Source organism: Priestia abyssalis, from assembly GCF_002019595.1.
Classification (GTDB): Bacteria; Bacillota; Bacilli; order Bacillales; family Bacillaceae_H; genus Bacillus_BA; species Bacillus_BA abyssalis.
This window is the reverse complement of sequence record NZ_KV917369.1, coordinates 106,139-131,116: the sequence shown is the minus strand read 5'-3', so window position 1 is coordinate 131,116 and position 24,978 is coordinate 106,139. Positions and strand designations below refer to the sequence as shown.

At 41.2% G+C, this 24,978-nt stretch carries 24 protein-coding genes; 4 read left to right on the top strand and 20 right to left on the bottom strand.

The window, feature by feature from the left end; all coding sequences use genetic code 11:
• Positions 1-241: 241 nt before the first annotated feature.
• Entirely contained in the window at positions 242-1,207 is a 966-nt protein-coding gene (locus tag BK575_RS00700) for an NAD(P)H-dependent flavin oxidoreductase (RefSeq protein ID WP_078408461.1), read from the bottom strand.
• Between the two features lie 78 nt (positions 1,208-1,285).
• Here BK575_RS00700 and BK575_RS00695 point away from each other — a divergent pair, with 78 nt between their 5' ends.
• The gene (locus BK575_RS00695; protein ID WP_078408460.1) at positions 1,286-1,801 is read left to right on the top strand and encodes a gamma carbonic anhydrase family protein; all 516 of its coding nucleotides are present in this window, start codon (positions 1,286-1,288) and stop codon (positions 1,799-1,801) included.
• A gap of 21 nt (positions 1,802-1,822) precedes the next feature.
• Here BK575_RS00695 and paaX read toward each other — a convergent pair whose 3' ends face one another.
• The 13 genes from paaX to BK575_RS00630 form a co-directional block, all read right to left on the bottom strand.
• The gene (gene paaX, locus BK575_RS00690) at positions 1,823-2,719 is read right to left on the bottom strand and encodes a phenylacetic acid degradation operon negative regulatory protein PaaX (protein ID WP_078408459.1); all 897 of its coding nucleotides are present in this window, start codon (positions 2,717-2,719) and stop codon (positions 1,823-1,825) included.
• 102 nt (positions 2,720-2,821) lie between these two features.
• Positions 2,822-3,598, bottom strand: a complete 777-nt coding sequence (locus BK575_RS00685) for an enoyl-CoA hydratase-related protein (RefSeq protein ID WP_078408458.1) — start codon at positions 3,596-3,598, stop codon at positions 2,822-2,824.
• 265 nt (positions 3,599-3,863) lie between these two features.
• A complete protein-coding gene (gene pcaF / locus BK575_RS00680; protein ID WP_078408457.1) occupies positions 3,864-5,069 on the bottom strand; it encodes a 3-oxoadipyl-CoA thiolase in 1,206 nt (401 codons plus the stop codon).
• A complete protein-coding gene (locus BK575_RS00675; RefSeq protein ID WP_078408456.1) occupies positions 5,066-5,941 on the bottom strand; it encodes a 3-hydroxyacyl-CoA dehydrogenase in 876 nt (291 codons plus the stop codon). Before BK575_RS00675 ends, pcaF begins: the two co-directional genes overlap by 4 nt.
• 84 nt (positions 5,942-6,025) lie before the next feature.
• Positions 6,026-7,543 (bottom strand): aldehyde dehydrogenase family protein, encoded by a 1,518-nt coding sequence (locus tag BK575_RS00670; protein WP_078408455.1) that lies wholly within the window; start codon positions 7,541-7,543, stop codon positions 6,026-6,028.
• A gap of 17 nt (positions 7,544-7,560) precedes the next feature.
• On the bottom strand, positions 7,561-8,334 hold the full coding sequence (locus tag BK575_RS00665; protein WP_078408454.1) for an enoyl-CoA hydratase-related protein: 774 nt from the start codon (positions 8,332-8,334) through the stop codon (positions 7,561-7,563).
• A gap of 12 nt (positions 8,335-8,346) precedes the next feature.
• A complete protein-coding gene (locus BK575_RS00660) occupies positions 8,347-9,123 on the bottom strand; it encodes an enoyl-CoA hydratase/isomerase family protein (RefSeq protein ID WP_078408453.1) in 777 nt (258 codons plus the stop codon).
• The gene (locus BK575_RS00655) at positions 9,120-9,425 is read right to left on the bottom strand and encodes an EthD family reductase (protein ID WP_028397054.1); all 306 of its coding nucleotides are present in this window, start codon (positions 9,423-9,425) and stop codon (positions 9,120-9,122) included. The genes BK575_RS00660 and BK575_RS00655 overlap by 4 nt, the downstream gene beginning before the upstream one ends.
• A gap of 15 nt (positions 9,426-9,440) precedes the next feature.
• Positions 9,441-9,941, bottom strand: a complete 501-nt coding sequence (gene paaD / locus BK575_RS00650) for a 1,2-phenylacetyl-CoA epoxidase subunit PaaD (RefSeq protein ID WP_078408452.1) — start codon at positions 9,939-9,941, stop codon at positions 9,441-9,443.
• Positions 9,942-9,965: 24 nt separating this feature from the next.
• Positions 9,966-10,778 (bottom strand): 1,2-phenylacetyl-CoA epoxidase subunit PaaC, encoded by an 813-nt coding sequence (gene paaC, locus BK575_RS00645; protein ID WP_078408451.1) that lies wholly within the window; start codon positions 10,776-10,778, stop codon positions 9,966-9,968.
• A complete protein-coding gene (gene paaB, locus BK575_RS00640) occupies positions 10,775-11,128 on the bottom strand; it encodes a 1,2-phenylacetyl-CoA epoxidase subunit PaaB (RefSeq protein WP_078408450.1) in 354 nt (117 codons plus the stop codon). The genes paaC and paaB overlap by 4 nt, the downstream gene beginning before the upstream one ends.
• A gap of 25 nt (positions 11,129-11,153) precedes the next feature.
• Entirely contained in the window at positions 11,154-12,110 is a 957-nt protein-coding gene (gene paaA / locus BK575_RS00635; protein WP_078408449.1) for a 1,2-phenylacetyl-CoA epoxidase subunit PaaA, read from the bottom strand.
• A gap of 97 nt (positions 12,111-12,207) precedes the next feature.
• Positions 12,208-13,533: a phenylacetate--CoA ligase family protein gene (locus tag BK575_RS00630; RefSeq protein ID WP_078408448.1), complete on the bottom strand. Its 1,326-nt coding sequence runs from the start codon at positions 13,531-13,533 to the stop codon at positions 12,208-12,210.
• A 755-nt stretch (positions 13,534-14,288) separates the two neighbouring features.
• Here BK575_RS00630 and BK575_RS00625 point away from each other — a divergent pair.
• The 3 genes from BK575_RS00625 to sucD all read left to right on the top strand — a co-directional run bounded on the left by BK575_RS00625 (position 14,289) and on the right by sucD (position 16,797).
• Positions 14,289-14,537, top strand: coding sequence for a ferredoxin (locus tag BK575_RS00625; protein WP_078408447.1), 249 nt, complete (start codon positions 14,289-14,291; stop codon positions 14,535-14,537).
• 18 nt (positions 14,538-14,555) lie between these two features.
• Complete coding sequence (gene sucC / locus BK575_RS00620; RefSeq protein ID WP_078408446.1) at positions 14,556-15,716, top strand: ADP-forming succinate--CoA ligase subunit beta; 1,161 nt, start codon at positions 14,556-14,558, stop codon at positions 15,714-15,716.
• Positions 15,717-15,894: 178 nt separating this feature from the next.
• Positions 15,895-16,797 (top strand): succinate--CoA ligase subunit alpha, encoded by a 903-nt coding sequence (gene sucD, locus BK575_RS00615; protein WP_078408445.1) that lies wholly within the window; start codon positions 15,895-15,897, stop codon positions 16,795-16,797.
• A gap of 198 nt (positions 16,798-16,995) precedes the next feature.
• Here the strand turns inward: sucD and nikC are convergent, their stop codons facing one another.
• The 6 genes from nikC to BK575_RS00585 form a co-directional block, all read right to left on the bottom strand.
• On the bottom strand, positions 16,996-17,895 hold the full coding sequence (gene nikC, locus BK575_RS00610) for a nickel transporter permease (protein ID WP_078408444.1): 900 nt from the start codon (positions 17,893-17,895) through the stop codon (positions 16,996-16,998).
• A 12-nt stretch (positions 17,896-17,907) separates the two neighbouring features.
• A complete protein-coding gene (locus tag BK575_RS00605; RefSeq protein WP_078408443.1) occupies positions 17,908-18,912 on the bottom strand; it encodes an ABC transporter permease in 1,005 nt (334 codons plus the stop codon).
• A 167-nt stretch (positions 18,913-19,079) separates the two neighbouring features.
• A complete protein-coding gene (locus BK575_RS00600) occupies positions 19,080-20,678 on the bottom strand; it encodes an ABC transporter substrate-binding protein (protein ID WP_078408442.1) in 1,599 nt (532 codons plus the stop codon).
• A 63-nt stretch (positions 20,679-20,741) separates the two neighbouring features.
• On the bottom strand, positions 20,742-21,710 hold the full coding sequence (locus BK575_RS00595; RefSeq protein WP_078408441.1) for an ABC transporter ATP-binding protein: 969 nt from the start codon (positions 21,708-21,710) through the stop codon (positions 20,742-20,744).
• Positions 21,685-22,701 (bottom strand): ABC transporter ATP-binding protein, encoded by a 1,017-nt coding sequence (locus BK575_RS00590; protein WP_078408440.1) that lies wholly within the window; start codon positions 22,699-22,701, stop codon positions 21,685-21,687. The genes BK575_RS00595 and BK575_RS00590 overlap by 26 nt, the downstream gene beginning before the upstream one ends.
• Before the next feature lie 498 nt (positions 22,702-23,199).
• Positions 23,200-24,951 (bottom strand): ABC transporter ATP-binding protein, encoded by a 1,752-nt coding sequence (locus BK575_RS00585; protein WP_078408439.1) that lies wholly within the window; start codon positions 24,949-24,951, stop codon positions 23,200-23,202.
• Between the last annotated feature and the right edge of the window lie 27 nt (positions 24,952-24,978).

Below are 24,978 nucleotides of genomic sequence, written 5' to 3'. Positions count from 1 at the left end.
ATCAATTACATCTATCAACCTCCTATCATTAATATAACAAAAAATAAATAAATCGAATTATAAACGGCATATAAAAAAATATATTAATTTAAAATAAAAGTATCATACCGCCAGATAATTGTAAATAAAATTCAGATATTTCTTTCGAATTTTTTCGAATTAACCTTTACTATTCTGAGAAAGTATTTCTGCATAACAAAAGGCTCGAAGGACTAAACCTTCGAGCCTTTGTTAATATACATTAGTCAAACTTCAAAGCTTCTAATTCTTTGGCGGATTGAGCGATTTGTAGACTTGCTTCCTCAAGCATACTATGAATTAATTCTTTGACACTCGGTATATGAGAGATTAATCCAGCTACCTGCCCGCTGTTAACAAATCCGTTTTCTAAATCACCTAAAACCGCTCCTGCTACATGTTGCTTTTCTGATGTCATCTCATTGTACTGTTCTAAAGTGATTCCTTCCTTTTCCATATCGGCCATTTTATTGGCGTACGGAACTTTCAGCATTCTTCTTACCCGTCCGACAGAACGTCCCACGATGACTGTATCCGTATCACTCGCCTGAACGAGCTTTTGTTTATACACATCATGGAATGGAGCTTCCTTGGTGGCAATGAAGCGCGTACCGATTTGGACACCACTGGCTCCAAGCATCCAAGCTGCCGCTAAGCCTCTTCCATCTCCAATTCCTCCGGCTGCCAATACAGGAATTTCCACACTTTGAACAATTTGCGGAATGAGTGTAAAAGTTGTCAGTTCAAGATTAGAGTTGATGCCCGCTGCCTCATATCCCTCTGCTACTAACACATCCGCTCCTGCTGCTTCCGCTTTTTGTGCATGTTTCACAGACGCAACTACCACTATAACCTTTATTCCATGCTCATGAAGGATCGGAATAATAGGAGCCGGATTTCCAGCAGACAATGACACTACAGGAATGTCATGTTTAATCACCAGCTCTACCAACTCTTTGACAAAAGGCGAAACAGTAATAGCAATATTTAAAGCAAATGGTTTATTCGTTCTTTTTTTGGTTTCTAGAATAATTTTTTCCACTTCTTCTGGCGGCATGGTTCCGCAGCCAATCGTTCCTAATCCTCCTGCCTCTGATACGGCCGCAGTCAGAATCGCGTTGCTGATATTGCCCATCCCGCCCTGAATGATTGGATATATAATTTTCAGTTGTTCACATAAATATTTCATTTTTTCCCCTCCCCATATTAATAATGTTATAATAGAAATAAGATAAAAACAATTGCAATAATGAAAAGGGGAGATGTTATGCTTATTTCTCATAATGGAAAACAGCCGCTCGTTCATGAAACCGTTTTTGTAGCTCCGGGGGCTTATTTAATCGGAGACGTGAAAGTGGCAAAGGAATCAACCATTTGGTTTAATGCTGTCCTGCGCGCAGATGAAGGCGCTATCATAATCGGAGACAGATGCAGTATCCAAGATAACTCTACTATTCATTTATACGAAGGCTGCCCTGTAACAATTGAAGATGAAGTGACAGTCGGCCATAACGTTATTCTGCATGGATGTAAAATAGGAAAGCGTTCGATCATCGGAATGGGCTCTACTATATTAGATGGGGCTGAAATTGGTGAAGAATGCATTATAGGAGCCAATACACTTATTCCATCCGGCAAGAAAATCCCTGCTCGCTCTCTTGTAGTAGGCTCTCCAGGTAAGGTAGTCCGTGACATCACAGAAAAAGATTTGGAACTGATTCAGCTATCCATTGATGCTTATGTCCAAAAAGGATATGAATTTAAACAAATTCTTGATAAGTAAAAAATTCCTAGAGGACTCCCTCTAGGAATTTTTTACCTGCTCGCTGATCAAGGGATGATCAGCCGCATTATAAGATCGATCTTTTCGCCTTAAGTCATTGTCCTCTTGAAACACATCTTCAAAAAAACGATTGGCTGGTTCAGCCAGTAATTTATAATACTGACTAAATAGCAAAGCCGCATGATTGCCACTCCAGCGTGAAGGCAGCAACTCTTTTGGCAACCCTGGATCGATAAATAAAAACTTACGGTATTCATGCACCAAGTTCGTTCTTTCTACGAAACATTCTGCATCGGTCATCTGCCCTCTTTGAATGATGCTTTGATGAACAATATACTTTTTACTGTATGTAGAAATGAACTGTTCGTATTTCTCTTCAATGTCTGTTAGGGGCCAGCTTTTTTCTACTAACGCTTGATTTTCCTTCGGACCTTTGTAATCGGACAAAAAGAAGTCGACATACGGTTCAACATCGTATTTATCGATTAAGAGCTCAACTTCTTTATCCAAGTTGTTAGGTGATATCCAACAGCCATTGGAAAAGCTTCCGAAACCGCTCCATAATAGTTCTTTTCTGAACTCATCGCGAACTTGCCTTTTCTCTTCCGGAATGGTGTACATTAAAATTCTCCACTTGCCATCCCATTCATGCGGATTTAACTTAAAAATTCTTCGTGCCGCTTCTTCCACCCGATTGACACCGCGATCGGTAAGAAAATAATAGCTCTTATTTCCCTGTTTTTCAGACTGTACCCAATCCTGTTTAAGCATACGGGAAACCGCTACACGCACCGCTTGTTCGTTATGGCCAAATTCCTTCAACAAACGGATTAAACTGCCAATCCAAATTTTATTGCCGTAATGTCGGATATAATCGCCGTAAATCGTGAAAATCATCGATTGTGTGTTTGTACTCATTCTTCTCTCACTCTTTCTATTTGCACCGCCTACTCATGTTTTACAGTATCGTACTAAAGATTTATTATTATCATATCTGATATTTCTTAACAATCGCAACTATTATTTTCCCATAAAATTTGGAGATCTGCGTTCACTGAAAGCTCTTAACGCTTCTAAACGGTCTTCTGTCGGAATCGTGATTTCGTAAGCTTTCGATTCAATCGCAAGACCTGTCTGCAAGTCCACATTCATCCCTTGAGTGATGGCATACTTAGCCTGCTTTAAGGCAACTGGCCCATTCTTCATCATCTCGCGCGCAAACTCTTCACAAGATGCCATTAACTCTTCTTTGTTTACGACTCTAGTTAGTATGCCCCATTCATAGGCCTGAGCAGCAGAGATTTTACGTGCCGTAAAGATAAGCTCTTTCGCCTTCGCTTCCCCTATTAAACGCGGCAGACGCTGTGTTCCTCCAGCTCCGGGAATGATGGCCCAGCTTGTTTCTGTAAGCCCCATTTTCGCTACTTCAACAGCAATTGAAAAGTCACATGCCAGCATTAATTCGAATCCCCCGCCAAAGGCATAACCATTTACAGCAGCTATAGTAGGTTGCGGAAGAGCAGCAATACTGTTAAATACATCGCGAATAGCCTTTACGTTTCTTCTTACTTCTGTTTCGTTCAGCGTCTTTCGCTCTTTCAAATCCGCTCCTGCACTAAAAGCTTTCTCACCCGCTCCAGTGAAAATGACGACTCTTACTTCTGGGTCAAGCTGGATGGAATCGACGACTCCCTGCAGTTTATGCAGTGTCTCGTAATCGAAACAGTTCAGCACATCTGGCCGATTAATTGTAACATAACCGATATTATTTTGTACTTGATATAAAACAGAGGACATTCTTCCTACACTCCTTTTTTGTTAGCATCTGCACGAAAGCCCTTTGAGCAAAAGAAACTTTCACATAATTCCCATTCCTAAATCACAATCATTATTTTTACTAAAAAACCCCGTCATTGAATCCTAATGTCATTGGATTTTCATGGCGGGGCCTTTTAGGACGATGACTCAAAAGGATGTTTTTTAATACCTTTGGAGTCACCCTCCCTTTTGTTTTATCCTATTCTAAAAGGCAGGCTAAAACCCTGCAAATGATCGCTTTTCTTTATTCGGTTACATTCTCTACAATGGTTGCAATTCCTTGGCCAACCCCTACGCACATGGTCGCAAGCCCGTATTTTGTATCACGCTTTTTCATCTCATAAATAAGGGTTGTCAAAATGCGTGCTCCGCTTGCGCCAAGCGGATGACCGAACGCAATGGCACCGCCATTGACATTTACCTTGTCTGTATCTAACTCTAATTGACGGATACACTCCAGCGATTGGGAAGCGAATGCTTCGTTTAATTCAATTAAACCGATATCTTCTACCGTTAAATTGGAACGTTGCAGCGCTTTTCTTGTAGCAAAAATCGGGCCTATTCCCATGATAGCCGGCTCGAGCCCTGCCGTTGCTCCCACTACATATTTGACTAGAGGTTTTAAACCTAACTCTTTCGCTTTATCAGCGCTCATGATTAAAAGCGCGGATGCACCATCATTGACACCTGAAGCGTTACCTGCCGTAACAGTTCCTCCTTCAAACAGAGGCTTTAGTTTCCCAAGCTTTTCTAACGTTGTATCCGGACGAGGATGCTCATCCGTATCAACGACAATTTCGTTTCCTTTTCTATCTTTGTATACAACCGGGACGATTTCTTCTGCAAAACGGTTTTCTTCCATTGCTTTTTTCGCTCGCTGCTGGCTGTCAACAGCAAATTGGTCCTGGTCGCTGCGTGAAATGTTAAAGCGTTCTGCCACATTTTCCGCAGTTCTAGGCATAGTGTCTACACCATACATTTCTTCTAATTTCTTATTCGTAAAACGCCAGCCAATCGTCGTGTCTTGTAATTCCATACTGCCGCGTGGAAACTCTTTATCAGGCTTGGCCATGACGAAAGGTGCACGTGTCATGCTTTCCGTACCGCCAGCAATGTAAATGTCCCCTTCTCCAACAGCAATCGCTCTGGCTGCATACATCACCGCATCCAACCCAGATCCGCACAAACGGTTGACTGTTGTACCCGCAACGCTGACTGGGAGTCCCGCCAATAAAGCTGACATTCTTGCCACGTTACGATTGTCTTCCCCTGCCTGATTAGCGTTTCCGAAAATCACTTCTTCAATTTCATCAACCGGAAGATCTGGATTGCGTTCTACAAGTGCTTTAATGACGACCGCACCTAAATCATCGGGACGTACACTTTTCAAAGCCCCGTTATATCTGCCAATCGGCGTTCGAACTGCATCTACAATGACTACCTCTCTCATTTTTTAATCGCCTCTTTTTCCTTATTTGTATAATCATATACGCCTCTGCCTGACTTGCGTCCTAGACGGCCTGCCTTTACATATTGCTCCAATAACGGGGCCGGGCGATACTTTTCGCCTAACTTCTCGTGTAAATACTTCAAATTATTCAAACGGGCATCTAATCCTACAAGGTCAACAAGCTCAAATGGTCCCATCGGATAATTCAATCCTAATTTAATGGCTTTATCAATATCTTCCGGTGTACCAAGTCCTTCTTGCAGCATATAAAAAGCCTCATTGCCAACTAAAGCACTGATGCGGCTCGTGACAAAACCCGGAAATTCATTGATGACAACCGTTTCTTTCCCCATCTGTTCCGCAACTTCTTTAATCACTTGTGCCGTTTCATCGCTTGTTTCTAATCCACGAATGATTTCAACAAGCGGCATTTTATGCACAGGGTTAAAGAAATGCATCGCAATTGTTTTTTCAGGACGCTTTCCGTATGAAGCAATCTCCGTTGGACTCATCGTTGAAGTATTCGTTGCAAAGAAACAATGAGCTGGTGCATATTCTTCAATCGTTTCAAATACCGCTTTTTTGATTTCCGCTTTCTCAGGAACAGCCTCAATCACTAAATCCGCTTCACTGGCCGCTTCTTGTAAACTAGTAGCATAGTAAAGGTTTTTCTTGGACAATTCTACTGTTTCAGCGGATATTTTACCTCGGGATAATCCTTTTTCAAAAATGCTGTTAATTTCGTTTTTTGCATTCTCTAAAGCTGCTTCATTCACATCTACCAATGTAACAGAGTAGCCGCCGACAGCCCCTACATAGGCAATACCTCTTCCCATTACGCCTGAACCTACTACAACAATGTTATTTATCATGGTTGTCCTCCTTTTTGAACACACACTTATACAAATGAGTACGAATAAAGCCCATAAAGAGCTGTATTCGTACTCATCATTACATTACACGCCAAACGGATTTAACGGACGGCTTCCGTAGTAAGAAATAATACTTTTCGTTTCAGTGTATAAATCAAGTGTTTCAATGCATAGTTCACGGCCAAAGCCTGATTGCTTATAACCGCCAAACGGTGTTCCAGGCATCGCTGAGAACGGGCAGTTCACCATGACGATACCAGCTTGGATTTGATTTGCTACACGAGTAGCGCGTGCTCCGTCTTTCGTCCATACAGCTGAACCTAATCCAAATTCAGTATCATTAGCTAATTTGATTGCTTCTTTTTCATCTTTAAATTTCATAATAACAACAACTGGTCCAAAGATTTCTTCTTTAACTACTTTCATGTCATGATTGACATTGGCAATAACAGTTGGTTCGTACCAGAATCCATTTTCAAACCCTTCGACTTTTGCTCCTTTACCGCCGGCTAAAATTTCAGCACCATCTTCGATTGCAGATTTCACATAACTATCCACTACATCCCATTGGCTTTGATCAATAATCGCACCAACATGTGTTTCTTTGTCAAAAGGATTTCCTAATTTTAATTTCTTTGTCTTTTCAACAAATTTACTTACAAACTCGTCATAAATGTCTTCGTGTACGTATAAACGTGAGCGAGCTTCACAAGACTGACCTGTATTGTAGAAAATACCGAATAAAGAACCGTCTACCGCTGCATCGATATCCGCATCATTAAATACGATATTAGGAGATTTACCGCCTAGCTCCAACGTAACACGCTTTAACGTTTGAGACGCTCTTGCCATGATGTCTTTACCGATTGGTGTAGAACCCGTGAAGGCTACTTTATCTACTTGTGTATGCTCCACTAAGTAGTTTCCAACTTCTGCACCTGAACCTGGAACGATGTTTACCACGCCTTCTGGTACTCCAGCTTCCAGGCAGATTTCTCCTAGGATAATCGCTGTAAGCGGCGTTAACGAAGCAGGCTTGACCACGACTGAACATCCGACAGCGATGGCAGGAGCGATTTTCCATGCAGCCATCATTAATGGGTAATTCCAAGGAATGATTTGCGCACAGACTCCCACAGGTTCTTTTTCAGTATAGTTGTGGAACTGTCCTGGCACAGGGTTCACCGTACCGCCGTGGCCTACAATGGCCCCTGCATAAAATTCAAAGTCTTCGATTGCCTGCATCACTTGACCTTGTGCTGCATGGAGGGACTTTCCTGTATCTAAAATCTCTAACTCTACTAATTCATTAAATCTTGAACGCATGATTGAAGCGATTTTATTTAATACACGAGAACGCTTATTAATAGGTGTTTTTTTCCATTTACCGAAATCAAATGCATTGCGAGCAGCTTGGATTGCTTTTTCTGTATCTTCTTTTGTTGCTTTTGCCACTTCTGCGATTACTTCACCAGTAGCAGGATTATATGTTTTAAATGTAGCGCCGTTGCTGCTTTCTACTTTTTCGCCATTAATAATTAAGTGATAAAATTCACGCTTCATTGCAGGCTTTTCTGCTTTGACTTCTTGAACTGTTGACATAATATATCCCACTCCTTTTATTTTCCTGTAAAAGCTGGTTTTCTTTTCTCTAAAAAGGCACTTACACCTTCTCGATGATCTGCTGTGAGCCCTGCGATTCGCTGACCCTCTGCTTCCCTTTCCAAAAACGATTCAAAAGGAAGGTCATTCGCTAAATTTAAATAACGTTTTATTAAACCGATTGCCTTCGTCGGCATATTTGCCAACCGAATGGCAAATTTCTCAACCTCTGCTTCCCACTGATCCAGTGGAATCATCTTTGTCACGAGTCCTAATTGAAACGCCTGGTCAGCTGAGACTTTTTCTCCTAAAATAGCAAGTTCTGCCGCCTTCGCATGACCAATCAATTTAGGAAGGAAATAAAGATTTCCTGAATCAGGAATTAACCCGACATGAACAAAGGCGTTAACAAAGCTAGCTTTTTCTGACGCTAATCGAAAATCACAAGCAAGTGCTAAACTAAATCCTGCCCCTGCCGCTACACCATTAACTGCAGCTATAATCGGTTTTTCACATTGCATAATTTGTTTCATCATTGGACCATAGTGATCTCTAAGAACCTGTCCGTGGTCCATACTTTCATTGACTTCTGATAAATCCTGGCCGGAACAAAAAGCTCGTCCCTCTCCTGTTATAACCACACAGCGAACCTCTTCATTGAAAGAAGCCTCTTTTACCGCTTCTTTAATTTCACGATTCATTTGGCCAATAAAAGCATTTAATTTATCCGGTCTGTTTAACCGCAGCCATGCTACTCCGTCCTTTACATTGTAACGAATGGTTTCAAACATTGTTTCTCCCCCTCATCTGCCTTTGAAATTCGGTTTTCTTCTTTCTATGAAAGCCTGCATTCCTTCTTTTTGATCTTCTGAGGAGAATAATAGATAAAAGTTTTTTCGCTCGTATTGCATTCCTTCATATAAAGAGTAGTCGACTGCTTTGTTAACGGAATCTTTAATAAGGCGTAACGATAAAGGAGGCTGTTTAGCAAGTTTCCCAGCAAACTTCATTGCTTCTTCCATTAACAATTCATGAGAAACAATTCGGTTAACGATTCCATGCTCCATTGCCTTCTCCACCGGAATCCGGTCTCCCGTCAAAAGCCACTCCATCGCTTTTGTTCTTCCAACAAGCTTCGTCAGTCTCTGCGTACCGCCTGCTCCCGGCATCACCCCGATATTGACTTCAGGAAATGAGAACTCGGTGCCGCTCGCTGCGATTAACATATCGCAGCAAAGCGCTAACTCAAACCCCCCGCCAAATACAAATCCTTTAACAGCTCCAATGATAGGCTTCTTGATTAAGGCTAGACGATCCCAATCGGCAAATTGATTCAATAACTCTAAACGAATAGAATCATCGTTTGCCATTTCGTCAATATCAGCCCCCGCTGAAAAAGCGCGGCCTTTTCCTGTCAGTAAAATGGTGATCACTTCATCGCGCTGATCAAATGATTCCATCGCTTCTACAATTTCTCGTACCATTGTGCGATTTAACGCATTGTATTGCTTGGGGCGGTTTAGTTCAATTACCCCCACCCCATCTACAATAGAAGTTTCGATGAATTGGAACACACTCATTTCACTTCTTCACCGATCATTAATGTGACAAGCTCCCCGGCAAATCCCATTAAATCTTTGCCCGACGCTTTACCTTCCGCAGAACGCATGCCTTGTTTAAGAGCCTCATGGTCGTCGTAATACATTTCACACATTAAATAATATTCTCCTTCTCCACCCATTGGAGATCCAACAACTTTAGTTACCTCCATTTTGCGAAGACCAGGAATCTTCTCCGTAATTGGAGCGTGTACATTAAAATAATGCTCATCAAATGCTTCTTTATTTTCAGGATGCTTATATAATGCGATCATTTTAACCATGTCTTTCTCCCCGCTTTACATTAAATTTGAGATAGGCTTCATTGCCTCAAATGGGTTTTTACAGCTTTTACAGTACAAAATGCTTCTGCATGCAGTTGGCCCAAAAATATTTTCCATCGTGACATAAGTAGAACCGCAATACGGACAATCAATATGCCATGACCCGTCTTCCTCCATATGTTTTGGAGGAGGAGCAATCCCAAAGGCTTTTAATCCTTCGCGCCCCTTTTCTGTTACACGATCTGACGTCCATGGCGGTGATTGAATAAACTCTACTGCCACTTCCCCAATGCCATCAATTTTCTTTACGGCTCCGACAATGTTGTTCTTAATAATTTCTAAGGCCGGACAGCCTAAGAAGGTCGGCAAAATCTTGATCGAAACATGATGATTTTCAATCGAAATATCTTCCACCATCCCTAAATCGATAATACTCACTGTATCGATTTCAGGATCTTTTACATTCTCTAATACGGTTAACACTTCTTCCTGTGTTATCTGTAAGGGTGCTATCATTTTTCACACCTCTTTTCTGATTGATTACCAAGGCGCAACAGGATCGAGGTTGTATACTTCCCCTAGTGTTGAAAGCGCATCATCTAATTCTTTCGTGTGCTCTCCATTGCGTCCATTTTGGCTTTGAGAATTTGCTTTTCTAGGAATCTCTAAATTTAGTGATTCAAATACAGGAGCCAAGACAACAGTCCATTTTTCTTTTAAAGCGCTTTCTTCTTCAATCAAGCCAAACTGCTTCATTTGTTCTGCATGACGCCCTAATGAAAATACATCATCAAAGTCACTCATTACTTTGTCCATTGCCTGCATCATTCGCCCTTTCGCTTCTTCCGTTGTACTTAAAAGTTGGACAAACCAAGTTTTCCAATGAAGCAAATGATAGTAAAGTTCCATATTTACTTTCACAGCCACTTCTGCCAGCGGACCGTATGTGCTTTGTTTTAAAGAATCTATTTTGACCTTCTTAGCTTGTGTATAGAAATAGTTTCTCACTACCGCATAAGCCCAATCGTATTGCGCATCTTCCATATAATGACCAGGACCGTTTACACGTTCTACTAAAATACTATTCTTTCTTTCATGTGCAGGACGGGCATGCGCTAAATCGTCTGCTTTCCCTAATCCCAATTCTTCTAACAGACTGTAGAACATGGCCGCATGCCCCATGCTGTCCTGGCTGATGGAAGAAGAAGCCACATCCTCCTCAATATGCGGAGCGAGTCCAAGCCACTCAGAGCCGCGGTAAGCAAAAAAGAAATCATCATCTGCCAGCTGGAATAATAATTCAACCAATGCCTCTTTATACTCTGGGCTTAATGCTTTCGCTGCTTCACTCATTTGTCTTTCCCCCCTGCCCATGACAAAATCTCTTTTTCATCGAACATTTTCTGTTCGTAATGACGCCATTTTTTCTTTAAATATCCATATCCTTTTGTTGTACGGTAATCTTTATTATCCAAACGATTTAATATTTGCTTCTCTTCAGGTGCCAGCGCTCGAATGTCTGATCTGTTAACCACCCAAATGTCAGCAACCGGTTCACGGCGCATGAAATTTTCTTGAGCCATAATCAAAGCCATTTCCGCGTTTGGAGCGAGCAAGCTGAATTGATGCTGAAACGCAGAGCTAGGTGTACGCTTACTAAACACTTCATACTCTTGATAAAATGTTTTATTGTTGTTTTCCATTTTTTCGTTTACTCCCTTCTGCTTCTCAGCTAATCGCTGCGCTTAATGCTTCTCGTACCCAAGCGTTACTTTCGTAAGATGTTCTGCGAAGGTTCAGACGAGCTTGAGATCGCGGACCTTGGTTTTTGCTGATTTTCTTTAACTCATTCCAATCCGGCTGCTGATATACCCATTGTTGCTTTTCCTCATCGAAATGAAGCGTTGGATCGGGAATTGTTAATCCTAATGATAAAATTCGCGGAATATATTTCGTAAAGAAAGCCTGACGTAGTTCTTCATTATTTTTTGTACGAATCTTGTACTTAATCGTTACGTCTTGTTTAGAGCTACCCATCGTAGTGCTGCTGGCAGGTCCAAAGAATATGAGCAACGGCTCCCACCAACGATTTAATGCCTCTTGAATCAATGCTTTTTGCTCTTCTGTTCCTTCAGCCAAAGCAATGATGATTGATTCTCCGTGCTGAGCATGGAACACCTCTTCAGCACAAATGCGCTGTAGTGCTCTTGCATATGGACCATAGGAAGCACCTAACATATCCGTTTGAGTAATAATCGCTGCTCCGTCTACAAGCCAGCCGATTAGTCCTGCATCTCCCCAAGTTGGCGCCGGCATATGAAACACGTTGTGAAACTTAAGGTCACCTTTAAATAAGTCTTCCATCAAGTCCCCTCGTGTTTTTCCATAAGGCTTTAACAAGTCTTCCGCTACACGCAGCAATAATTGACCGTGTCCCATTTCATCTTGTACTTTTGCCATAATGCCGAGTTTACGACGAAGGGAAGGAGCTTTCGGTACCCATTCTTTTTCCGGAAGCGCTCCCATTATTTCACTCATTCCGTGCATAGAAATTAATTTAGTAAGTGCCATTCTATATTCATCGGGCATCCAATCATCTACTTCGATTTTATCTCCCGCTTCAATTCGCTGCATAAACTGTTCTAGCTTTTCCGCCTCGGTTAATGTTTCTGTGAGATTAGACATCGTCTATTTCCCCCTCTTTTTTTATAACACTTTTATAACGTTATTATAAATTATTGTTATGAAAAAAATCAAATATATTCTAAAAAATTTTAATGTTTTATACAGTTATTGCCGTTTTTCGCTCATCTACAATACGGACTGCTTTTCCTTCAGATCTAGGAATGCTTCTTGGAGCCAGCACTTTCACCTTCATGCTCACTAAACAATTATTTTTCATGGAGTGCTGTACTTTTTTCATAATGAATTGAATATGCTCATGCTGCATGTCGCCGTTTACTTGTTGGTGAATCTCTTCAGTGGCTTCAACATGTAACTCGACTACATCTAACGTACCTTCACGACGTAATCTAATTTGGTAATGCGGTGCCAATTCTTCAATTTGGATTAAGAAATGTTCGATCTCAGACGGGAATACATTTACCCCTCGTATGATAAGCATGTCATCGATACGGCCTTTTATACGCGACATTCTCGTCGTTGTTCTGCCGCATTTACAGGTTTCTCTTGTAATAGAAGCTATATCCCCTGTGCGATAACGAATAACCGGGAATGCTTCTTTCGTTAAGCTGGTAAATACTAATTCTCCTTCTTCTCCATCCGCTACGGGCTCGAGAGTATCAGGATTAATGACTTCCACAATAAAATGATCATCCGCTATATGCAAGCCATCTTGTGCTTCATGACATTCCATGGCTACACCTGGTCCCATTACTTCACTTAATCCATAAATATCACAAGCTTTAATACCAAACTTTTCTTCTAACACTTTGCGCATTTCCTCAGACCAAGGCTCCGCCCCGAAGATACCAAATTTTAAAGAGCTGTTTTTTGGAGCTTTCCCCATTTCCTCCATTTCTTCAGCAACCTTCAAAATATAAGAAGGTGTGCCAGCAATGACGGTTGGTTTAAAGTCTTCAATAACCGTAATTTGGCGCTCTGTATTTCCTCCGGAGATTGGAACGGTTGCCATGCCAAGCCTTTCCGCTCCATAATGGATCCCTAATCCGCCTGTAAACAACCCATATCCGTAAGCATTCTGGAACACACCGCCTGGTTCTCCCCCTGCAAGTGCAATGGCACGGGCAACCATGTCGGCCCAATTATCAATATCATTCTTTGTATAGCCCACTACCGTTGGCTTTCCGCTCGTGCCCGAAGAAGCATGTATACGAACCACATCTTTCATATCTACAGCAAATAAGTTGAAAGGATAATTTTCGCGTAAAGCTTCTTTTTTGGTAAATGGCAGTTTACGTACGTCCTCTATAGTTTGGATATCTTCTACTGTTATATTAAGTTCATTAAACTTTTCTTGATAAAAAGGTACTTTAGCAGTCACTCTTTTTACTGTTTCCTTTAAGCGTTCCAATTGTAGCGCTTTCATTTCCCTTTGCGAATACGTTTCAACGTCATGAATAATCATTGTTCCATCCCCTTTGTTAGATTCCTTCCATTTAAACGCTTACAAAAAATCTCTTTGTAGGAAATACGTGTAACGCTGTTTTTGTTGCTTGTATGATTTTTGTTACACTTTATATTTATAACGTATCACATGTTACAATCATTGTAAATATATTCTGATATTTCTTTTTATTTGCATATATTCATCTAGACACTTCGAGATGGTCAAAAAAACAACCATGTTGAAAAATTAAACAAGACTTATATAAGAATGCATTTACTCATTTAACAGCCTTGACTATCTCCCCTTATTTTATAATCTCCCTATATTTTTCATTCTGACATAGGAGAAAATTCACCGGGTGGGAGTTTCTCATCTCCCATTCAGGGTTAGTTGAACTGATTGGATTCTCGGAGGCAATAATTCCCCAATAAGTAAGGAACGAAGACTAACTACGTGACGTCCTGTGCATCGGAACGTGATAGGTTTTTCCTATAGGATGAAAGAGGGAATCCTCAAAATAAACATTGACAAATATTTATTTTGTCATTATTCTGATTTTTAATATAACAAGAATAATATTCAAAACTTATAAATCGTTATATTAGTTTATCATTCATCATTTTGTATGCGCTTTAATTAACAACAAATTGGTAATCGTACTCAAGATGAGGGGGTGCTAAACAAATCAGTCGAGATGGTTGAGTTGATAATGTCTATTAATGTTTAATCTAGTATTTTTTAAAATGTAATTATTATATATGGAGGTTTTTAGTATGGCAAAATATACAATTGTTGATAAGGAAACTTGTATCGCTTGTGGAGCATGCGGAGCTTCTGCACCAGATATTTACGACTATGATGATGAAGGAATTTCCTTTGTTATCCTTGATGATAATCAAGGAAATGTAGAAATACCGGAATCTTTAGTGGACGATGCGGCAGATGCACGTGATGGCTGCCCTACAGATTCCATTAAGATTTCAGATGAGCCTTTTGATGGTGACCCTACTAAATTTGAATAAATGGCAGGAGGATGAATCATGAATATTCATGAGTACCAAGGAAAAGAGATTTTGAGAAAATATGGTGTATCTGTTCCGAACGGACTCGTCGCTTTCTCTGTAGAAGAAGCAATAGAAGCCGCTCAACAGTTAAGCACAGATGTATGTGTAGTGAAAGCGCAAATCCATGCTGGTGGACGCGGAAAGGCCGGCGGTGTGAAAGTAGCGAAAAATCTTCAAGAAGTACGTTTATATGCGGAAGAGATTTTAGGCAAGACACTTGTCACCCACCAAACAGGACCGGAAGGAAAAGAAGTTAAACGCTTATTAATAGAAGAAGGCTGCGATATTCAGAAAGAATATTACATTGGTTTAGTATTGGATCGTGCCACGTCACGTGTTGTTATGATGGGATCAGAAGAAGGCGGTACAGAGATTGAAGAGGTAGCAGAAAAAACGCCTGAAAAAATCTTCAAAGAAGTCATCGATCCAGTTGTCGGATTACAAGGCTTCCAGGCTCGCAGACTGGCTTTCAATATTAACATTCCAAAAGAATTAGTGGGACAAGCCGTGAAATTCATGATGGGCTTATACCAAGCGTTTGTTGAAAAAGACTGCTCCATTGCAGAAATTAATCCGCTCGTGACAACGGGAGACGGAAAAGTCATGGCGCTTGACGCAAAATTAAACTTTGATTCCAATGCGTTATATCGTCAAAAAGATGTATTGGAATATCGCGATTTAGAAGAAGAAGATCCAAAAGAAATCGAAGCATCCAAATACGATTTAAGCTATATTTCATTAGATGGAAACATCGGTTGTATGGTCAATGGTGCCGGGCTTGCGATGTCTACCATGGACATTATTAAGCATTACGGCGGAGATCCTGCTAACTTCCTTGATGTAGGCGGCGGCGCGACAGCGGAAAAAGTAACAGAAGCGTTTAAAATCATTCTTTCAGACGAAAATGTAAAAGGGATTTTCGTCAACATCTTCGGTGGGATCATGAAGTGTGATGTGATTGCTCAAGGTGTCGTAGAAGCAACGAAGCAAGTAGGCTTAAACCTACCTTTAGTCGTACGTTTAGAAGGTACGAATGTTGATTTAGGTAAGAAGATTCTAGAAGAGTCTGGCTTAAATATTACAGCAGCGACCTCTATGGCAGACGGTGCTGAAAAAATCGTTTCACTTGTAGGGTAAGAAAAGCGCAAGCGCCCGTTTAGCCCCGACAAGCGCTGGAAGCTTTCATAGCGAAGACGTTCTTTGTCTTCGCTATGAAAGCTGAAGCGACTCGAGAGGCTGGGCGCTGGAGCTGGACATGACACAGAGGGTCAAGATATAGATTCTCGTAGGAGATAAGAAAGGCAGGGGACTATTGATGAGCGTTTTTATTAATCAAGATACAAAAGTGATTGTTCAAGGGATCACTGGTTCAACTGCTTTGTTCCATACAAAGCAAATGCTAGAATACGGTACGAAAATTGTCGGCGGTACTTCACCAGGAAAAGGCGGTACAGAAGTAGAAGGAGTGCCTGTTTTCAATACGGTGGTCGAAGCCGTCGAAAAAACAGGTGCGAGTGCTTCTGTCATTTATGTTCCGGCTCCATTTGCCGCAGATGCGATTTTAGAAGCGGTAGACGCTGAACTAGATTTAGTGATTTGTATCACCGAACAGATTCCAGTGTTGGATATGGTGAAAGTGAAGCGTTATATGGAAGGGAAAAAGACTCGCCTTGTAGGCCCTAACTGCCCGGGTGTGATTACACCGGAAGAATGTAAAATCGGCATCATGCCAGGTTACATTCATAAGAAAGGCCATGTAGGGGTTGTCTCACGCTCTGGTACGTTAACATATGAAGCCGTTCATCAATTATCAGAAGCGGGCGTTGGTCAATCAACAGCGGTTGGAATCGGGGGAGACCCTGTCAACGGCACCAACTTCATCGATGTATTAAAAGCATTTAACGAAGATGACGAAACCTATGCGGTCATCATGATTGGTGAAATCGGCGGAACAGCCGAAGAAGAAGCGGCTGAATGGGTGAAAGCGAACATGACGAAGCCGGTTGTCGGCTTTATCGGCGGCCAAACAGCCCCTCCAGGAAAACGGATGGGCCATGCGGGCGCAATCATCTCAGGCGGTAAAGGGACAGCTGCTGAAAAAATCAAAACGATGAACGAGTGCGGCATTAAAGTGGCTGAAACACCTTCAGTCATGGGTGAAACGCTCATCTCCGTCTTAAAAGAAAAAGGAATTTATGAGGCTTGTAAAACACATTAAAATGGAATAAGAAAATTTCAGCTTATATATATGTATTAACAAAATGAGGAGGACTCAAAAGGGTAAAAACACCTCTTCTAAGTCGTCTTTCTGAAAGGCCCCATCATGAAAATCCAATAAAATCAGGATTTCGTGACGGGGCCTTTCATTATTTCAATAAAAATGGACCTTTTTTTAAGGTCCAAATCTATACTCTAATTAACTTTTCATTCGTGGATCGAGGGCATCGCGAAGACCATCACCCATCAAGTTAAAGCCTAATACGACCAGCATAATGGCTAAACCAGGGAAAATCATGGTCCAAGGGGCCTGTACTAAAAATTGCTTGGAGTCGGCAAGCATTTTCCCCCATTCCGGATTAGGCGGTTGTGCACCGAGCCCCAAAAATCCAAGCGCTGCCGCTTCAATGATGGCTGTCGCAATGGCAAGAGTTCCTTGGACGATAATAGGGGTCATACTGTTTGGCAAAATGTGTGAAAATAAAATCCTCGCATCACTCATTCCAATTGCTTTCGCCGCCATAATGTATTCTTCCTGTTTTACGCTTAATACCTTCGAGCGAATTAAACGTCCAAAGTTCGGAATGTTAATAATGGCAATGGCAATAAGGGCGTTTTGCAATGACGGACCTAATACCGCTACAACCCCAATCGCCAATAGAATGCTTGGAAATGCCAGCATAATATCAAAAACACGCGAAATCACGGTATCTACCCATTTGCCGTAATAACCGGCTACAATCCCGAGTATCGTCCCCACCACAACAGAACCTAATACAGAGAAAAATCCAACCCATAAGGAGATTCTTGCTCCATAAATGACCCGGGACAAAATATCACGGCCAAAATCATCGGTCCCGAACCAATGCTCACTAGAAGGCGGCTGCAGTCTCTTCGCTAAATCTTGTTCATTAATTCCTTGCGGTGCAATCATCGGTGCAAATGCAGCTAATAGGATGAAGAATAGTACGATAAAAGCCCCAACAAGTGCCAGTTTATTTTTTCGAAATCCTTTCCAAGCCTCTTTCCATGGCGAAACGGCCATGCCTTGCTGTACGGTCGAATTCAATGGTGCATCATTTCTTGCTAATTCTGCCATGAATGTGCCTCCCTAGTTATACTTGATTCGCGGGTCAATTGCCGCATAAAGAATATCAACAATCAAATTGATGAGTACAAAAATAACGGCAATCACAAGAATGCCTGACTGGATAACAGGATAATCACGGAAACCAATTGCCTCGTAAATGTAGCGTCCAATTCCAGGCCAGCTGAAGATCGTTTCTGTCAAAATCGCACCGCCAAGCAATAATCCTAACTGCAAACCAATAATCGTAATAATCGGAATGATTGCATTCTTTAATGAGTGCTTATAAACAACCCAAAACATTCTTAACCCTTTCGCTCTCGCTGTACGAATGTAATCGGAACGCATCACTTCAAGCATGCTTGAACGTGTAATGCGGGCAATGATCGCCATCGGAATGGTCGCTAAAGCAAAGCTCGGTAAAATGAGGTGCTGCAAAACTTGAACGAATTGATCCATCCGCCCTTGAATCAGCGTGTCAATGAGATAGAGATTCGTAATGGCCTCAATGGGATTACGCACATCTTCTCTTCCAGAAGTCGGAAGTGCTTCCAGTTGAATAGAAAATACCCATTGTTCCATCAGTCCAAGCCAGAAGATTGGCATTGAAACCCCGATTAAAGCCAGCAGCATGGCAGCATAATCAAACCATGAATTTTGGAACCACGCGCTAATAATACCAGCATTCACGCCAATTACTACTGCAATCAATAATGCGACAACCGCTAACTCCAATGTAGCCGCTAAGTAAGGCAGCATTTCTTCACTGATTGGAGATTTCGTTCGAAGAGAGTCTCCCAAATCTCCCGTTAATAAACCACTTAGGTAATGAAAGTACTGCGTATACCAAGGCTGATCCAACCCAAGCTCTTTAGTCAAAGCTTCAATAGCCTCTTCCGTTGCCAATTGTCCTAAAATAACTTGGGCCGGGTTACCTGGAATAGCGCGAATCATAAAAAAGACAACAAGCGATAAACCTAGTAAAACCGGTATCAGCATTAAAATCCTTCGTATAATATAAGAAAACATATCATCACTTCTTTCTCATGAGAGATAGTAGGAAAAGGGGTGACCCAAAAGGGGAAAAACAACCCCTCTTGGGTCACCCCTGCAAAATGGACCGTCATGTAAACCTATTAATATCAAAGGTTTTAGTTGACGGTCCATTTTCCAAAAATCATAAAGCTAATTATGGATTACTGAAACTCCACTGTCCCTAATTCATCAGAACCAGTTGGGTGTGCTTTAAATCCAGTAATGTTCGCTTTACCTGCTAACGCTGGTTTTGAATGCACAAGAGGTACCCAAGGAGCATCGTCTTTAATAATTTCTTGTGCTTTTTGATATAATTCATTTCGCTTCGCAGGATCTACTTCTGTTTGGGCTTGAATGAACAAGTCATGAACTTCGTCATTCTGATAGTAAGTGTAGTTATTGCTGCCGATTGAATCTTTGTCTAATAATACATATAAGAAGTTATCTGCATCACCGTTATCGCCAGTCCATCCAAGCAAGAAGGAATCAGCTTCACCAGCGCGTGCTTTATCTAAGTAAGTAGCCCACTCATATGTGACGATTTTAGCTTTTACACCGATTTTTGCAAAGTTGGCTTGAAGGGCTTCCGCTACTTTCTGACCATCCGGCATATATGGACGCGGTACAGGCATTGCCCATAGTTCCATCTCAAAACCGTCCGGATAGCCGGCTTCTTCTAATAATTGTTTTGCCTTTTCTAAATCAAATGGATAATCTTCGATGCTGTCATTATAGCCTTCTACTACTTCCGGCATTGGATTGATCGCCGGAGTTGCTTCACCAGCAAAGAATGCCTCTACTAATGCTTTTTTATCAACTGCATGGTTCAATGCTTGACGAACCTTTTTATCTTTTAACGGACCTCTTGTAGATGTTAATCCCAAGTAAGCCACGTTCAAAGATGGACGGAAGAATGTTTGTAAGTTAGAATCACTTTCAATTCCAGGAACATCCGTAAAATTAACGCCATCAATTAAATCTACTTCACCTGTTTTTAATGCATTTAAACGAGCTGAATTTTCAGGAATAACTTTGAAAATAACTTGGTTTAATTTTGGAAGACCATCCATCCAAAATTCTTCGTTTTTCACGATAACGATACGATCGTTGCGTTTCCACTCTTTAAATTTAAATGCCCCTGTACCCACAGGATTTTCATTATATTTGTCACCGTATTTTTCAACGGCTGCCGGAGATGAAATTGCAAACGGCGACATCGCCAAGTTTTTGAAGAATGGAGCCAATGGACGGCTTAGCTTAAACTCTACTGTAGCCGGATCAACTGCCTTTACTTCTTGAATAACATCGCCAAATTGAGAGTTGTAATAATAGAACTGCTCTTTGTTACCTGCTTTCCAGCGGTTAAAGTTGAATACGACGGCTTCTGCATTAAAGTCTGTACCGTCGTGGAATTTAATTCCCTCTTGAAGTTTAAGCGTATACGTTAAACCATCTTCAGAAACAGACCATTCTTTAGCAAGCCCAGGATTCAATTCTGTATCTTGCTCGCCAAACTCGATTAACGTGTTAAATAAGTTTTTTGTTACCTTGAACGACTCACCATCTGTTGCCGTCGCAGGGTCTAATGATACTGTATCTCCACCGCGGCCAAATACAAGTGTATCTTGTTTATTGCCGCCTTCTTGCTTCTCGCCTTCTTTCGATCCGCTTCCCGTTGACTCTGACTTACTGCATCCAACAAGAGCCATGGAAAGTGTCAATACGAAAACGAGTACTAAAGCATACCACTTTCTCTTCATTTGAAATCCCCCTCTTATTTTATATATCTATCATTAATGCTATCTACCATCTTCTCCTTTGTTTTACTCATAAAGATGACAGGCAACAAAATGATCAGGTGCAACCTCTTTCAATTCAGGGCGCGCCGTTTTGCATATATCCATACATTTGCCGCAGCGCGTATGAAAAGGACAGCCAACAGGAGGGTTAGAAGGACTTGGCAAGTCTCCTTGCAGGACAATTTGCTCGCGTTTAAAGTCCGGATCAGGTACAGGCACTGCCGAAAGCAGCGCTTCGGTATAAGGATGAAGCGGTTTTTCATAAAGCTTTTCACTTTCAGCCAGCTCTACCATCTGCCCTAAATACATTACTCCAACCCGATTGCAAATATGCCGAACCACCCCTAAATCATGCGAGATGAAAATATAGGTCAATTGAAACTCTTTCTGAAGATCCTCCAATAAGTTCAGAACTTGAGATTGAATAGATACATCAAGAGCCGATACCGGTTCATCCGCAATGATGAGCTTTGGATTTGTCATCAGCGCCCTGGCAATACCGATGCGCTGTCTTTGTCCGCCGCTGAACTGATGAGGATAGCGATTGGCATGATAACTGCTCAAACCGACCACTTGCAACATTTCCCTTACCTTCTGTTTTCGTTCTTCCTTATTGCCTATTCCATGAACGATAAGGGGCTCTTCCAATATTTTTTCAATGGTATGACGCGGGTTAAGGGAAGCGAATGGATCCTGAAAAACCATCTGCATTTCTCTTCTTAACTTGCGCATTTCACTATTGGATAAACTTGTAACCTCTTTTTCTTCGAAAATCACTTGACCATCAGTAGGCTCGATTAACCGGAGCAGCAACCGCCCCGTGGTGGACTTGCCGCATCCGCTTTCTCCTACAATGCCAAGTGTCTCGCCCTTTTTCACTTCAAAACTTAAACCGTCTACCGCTTTTACAGATCCTATTTCCCTACTTAATAGACCGCCTTTAATCGGAAAGTGCTTTTTTAATCCTTTAACTTGTAGTAACGATTTCGCCATTGGCCTCAACCCCCTCCTCTGTATGTAAGAAGCAGCGTACACGGTGCTTCGCGCCATCTACTTCGTAAAGAAGAGGATCTTCCTGATAACAGCGGTCGCCGGCATACTCGCAGCGCCCTGCAAAGCGACAGCCTTTCTTAATGGATCCAGGCTTCGGCACATTTCCTGGAATGGAATATAAATGATCCTTTTTGTGACGCTTATCTGGAACAGATTGAATAAGCCCTTTTGTATACGGGTGCTTCGGATTTTTAAAAATCGTTTGCACATCCGCCTCTTCTACTACTTTCCCGGCATACATGACTGTGACCCGGTCACATACTTCGGCAACAACCCCTAAATCATGCGTAATGAGCATAATGGCTGTATTTAATTTTTCATTCAGCTCTTTCATCAGCTGTAAAATTTGTGCCTGAATGGTTACATCCAATGCTGTTGTCGGCTCATCGGCAATGAGCACTTGCGGGTCACACAGCAAAGCCATCGCAATCATGACACGTTGACGCATGCCTCCTGATAATTGATGCGGATACTCCCCATACAGTTCTTCCGGTCTTGGAAGCCCCACGAGCTTCAGCATTTTGATAACATGTTCTTTCGTTTTCTTTTTGTCCCATTTTCTATGTATGCGAATCGCTTCTGTTAACTGATTACCGATCGTAAAAAGAGGATTGAGAGAAGTCATCGGTTCTTGGAAAATCATCGCAATGTCATTTCCTCTTATTTCCCGCATCCTTTTCTCTGATGCTTGGACTAAGTCTTCGCCCTTAAAGTAAATATGACCGGAAGTAATCTTACCAGGAGGACTTGGGATAAGCTGCATGATGGAAAGTGAGGTTACACTTTTTCCACACCCTGATTCTCCGACAATTCCTAGAATTTCGCCTTCATTTATATGAAAATCCACATGATCAACTGCTGGTATTTCACCTTCATCGGTGAAGAAAGATGTATTCAACCCAACTACATCAAGAACTCTCTTTCTCGTCACATTCTCACATCCCAAAGTTACTTTTTTTGAAATAATTAGAATATTTTACATTTTTAGAGTATACATTCTATTCTAAAAAAGTTAAAGAGGGTTTATGTAAAATTACTGGATTTTTTATCGACATTTTTTTACAGTTTATGACAAAAGCGAGAAAAATACTGCAAGAACTTGATACACGTAAGACCAAACCTATAAGTCTCTTTTTATAAAACGCTTACATTTTTGGTTGCTGAGAAAAAAAACTTTTCCCCTCCCTACAAAGAGTTTTTTTTCTTGTGAAATTTATCTTTTGAATATAATGTCTTTCCATTTTAAAATCTTTTTTATGAAGTTCGAACGATATTATAAAAAAACTTTACTCCCAATCCCGTTGTCTCTTTTGTCTTTCCCCCAAATGATAAATCGCATCGTAAAAATCACTGATGGAACACATAAAAGGGGTCGCAATCAACAGAAATGATGTTGATTGCGACCCCTTTTATATAAGCCTTTCATCTTTTAATCCGTATCGAGTTGCTGCACCGTAAATAATTGATAATAATGACCTTTTTTATTCATCAATTCTTCATGTGTACCCATTTCAACAATCTTTCCGTGTTCTAACAAAACAATGCGATCCACATGGGTAATAGTTGATAAACGGTGAGCGACAATAAAAGTTGTTCGGTCTTTTGCCAGTTCTTCCAACGCTTCTTGAATGAGATGCTCACTCTCTAGATCAAGAGCGGAGGTCGCTTCATCAAAAATAAGAATAGGAGGGTTTTTCAAAAAAACTCTGGCAATGGCAATGCGCTGTTTTTGACCTCCAGATAGCTTGACTCCCCTCTCACCGACTTTCGTATCGTATCCCTCAGATAAATTCAAAATAAAGTCGTGGGCATTGGCTGCTTTAGCTGCTTGAATCACTTCTTCTTCCGTAGCATCTGGTTTTCCCATTAAAATATTTTCTCTTACAGATTCACTGAATAAAATTGTATCCTGTAGTACTAAACCAATTTTATCTCTTAGACTTCGAACTCTGTAATCCCGTATATCATGATGATCAATTAAAATTCTTCCTTCTGTTACATCATAAAAACGAGGCACTAAGCTAATGAGTGTTGATTTTCCACCCCCGCTCATTCCAACAAAGGCTATTGACTGCCCCTGCTCCACATGAAGATCTATACCGCTCAATACATCCATTTCCTCTTCTTCATATGAAAAAGACACGTTCTCAAACGTTACATCACCTTTTAACTCTTTACACTCGATGGCATCATGTTTATCGGTTATATCATACTTTTCATCAATCAACTCAAACACACGATCCATTGAAGCAAAAGATTGTGTAAGAGTCGTAGAGGAGTTCACCAATCGGCGCAATGGATTATAGAGGCGATCAATATACGCGATGAATGCAATCATCGTCCCAACCGTCAAATCCCCCTGAATCACTTGCCAGGCTGCATATCCAATGACGAGCAGCGGTGCTACATCCGTAATCGTATTGACGACGGCAAACGTCTTGGCGTTCCAGCTTGTATGCTCGAGAGCCCTTTCCAGGAAGTTACGATTCTGTTTATCGAATCGGACTTGTTCGTATTCTTCGATCGCAAAACTTTTGATAACCGAGATACCTTGAACTCTTTCGTGCAAATGACCTTGTACTTCAGCAAGAGCTTGGGATCGCACGCGTGTTAAATGACGTAACCGGCCGTAAAAATATTTAACAGAAAAAGCGTAAAAAGGAAATAAAATAAGCGAAACAATTGTTAAGGGGATATCCATCGTGAACATGATACCTACCGCAATGACAATGGTAAGCGTATCAAGCCACACATTCATCAATCCGGTAATGACAAATGATTTTGTCTGCTCCACATCATTTACAATCCGGGAGATGACTTCCCCTGCGCGTGTATTCGAATAATAACGCAAGCTTAGCTTTTGAAGATGATCAAACAATTTATCGCGAATATCATATAGCACTTTACTTCCAACCCACTGGGCATAATATTGACGGTAATATTCAATCGGCGGCCTTAAAATGATAAAAACCACAAACATGATCCCCATAATGGTTGCCAGTTCTTTCGTCTTTTCAACTGAAGAAAGACCGGCTTGATTCACGATATCATCAATGACGTATTTCAATAAAACAGGAATCAAAAGAGGAATTCCAAATTTAAGAATTCCAATAATAATGGTTCCGACTATTTGCCATTTATATGGCTTTACAAACTGCAAATAACGTCTTACAGTGCTCAGAAATCATCCCTCCTTGAATGGAAACCA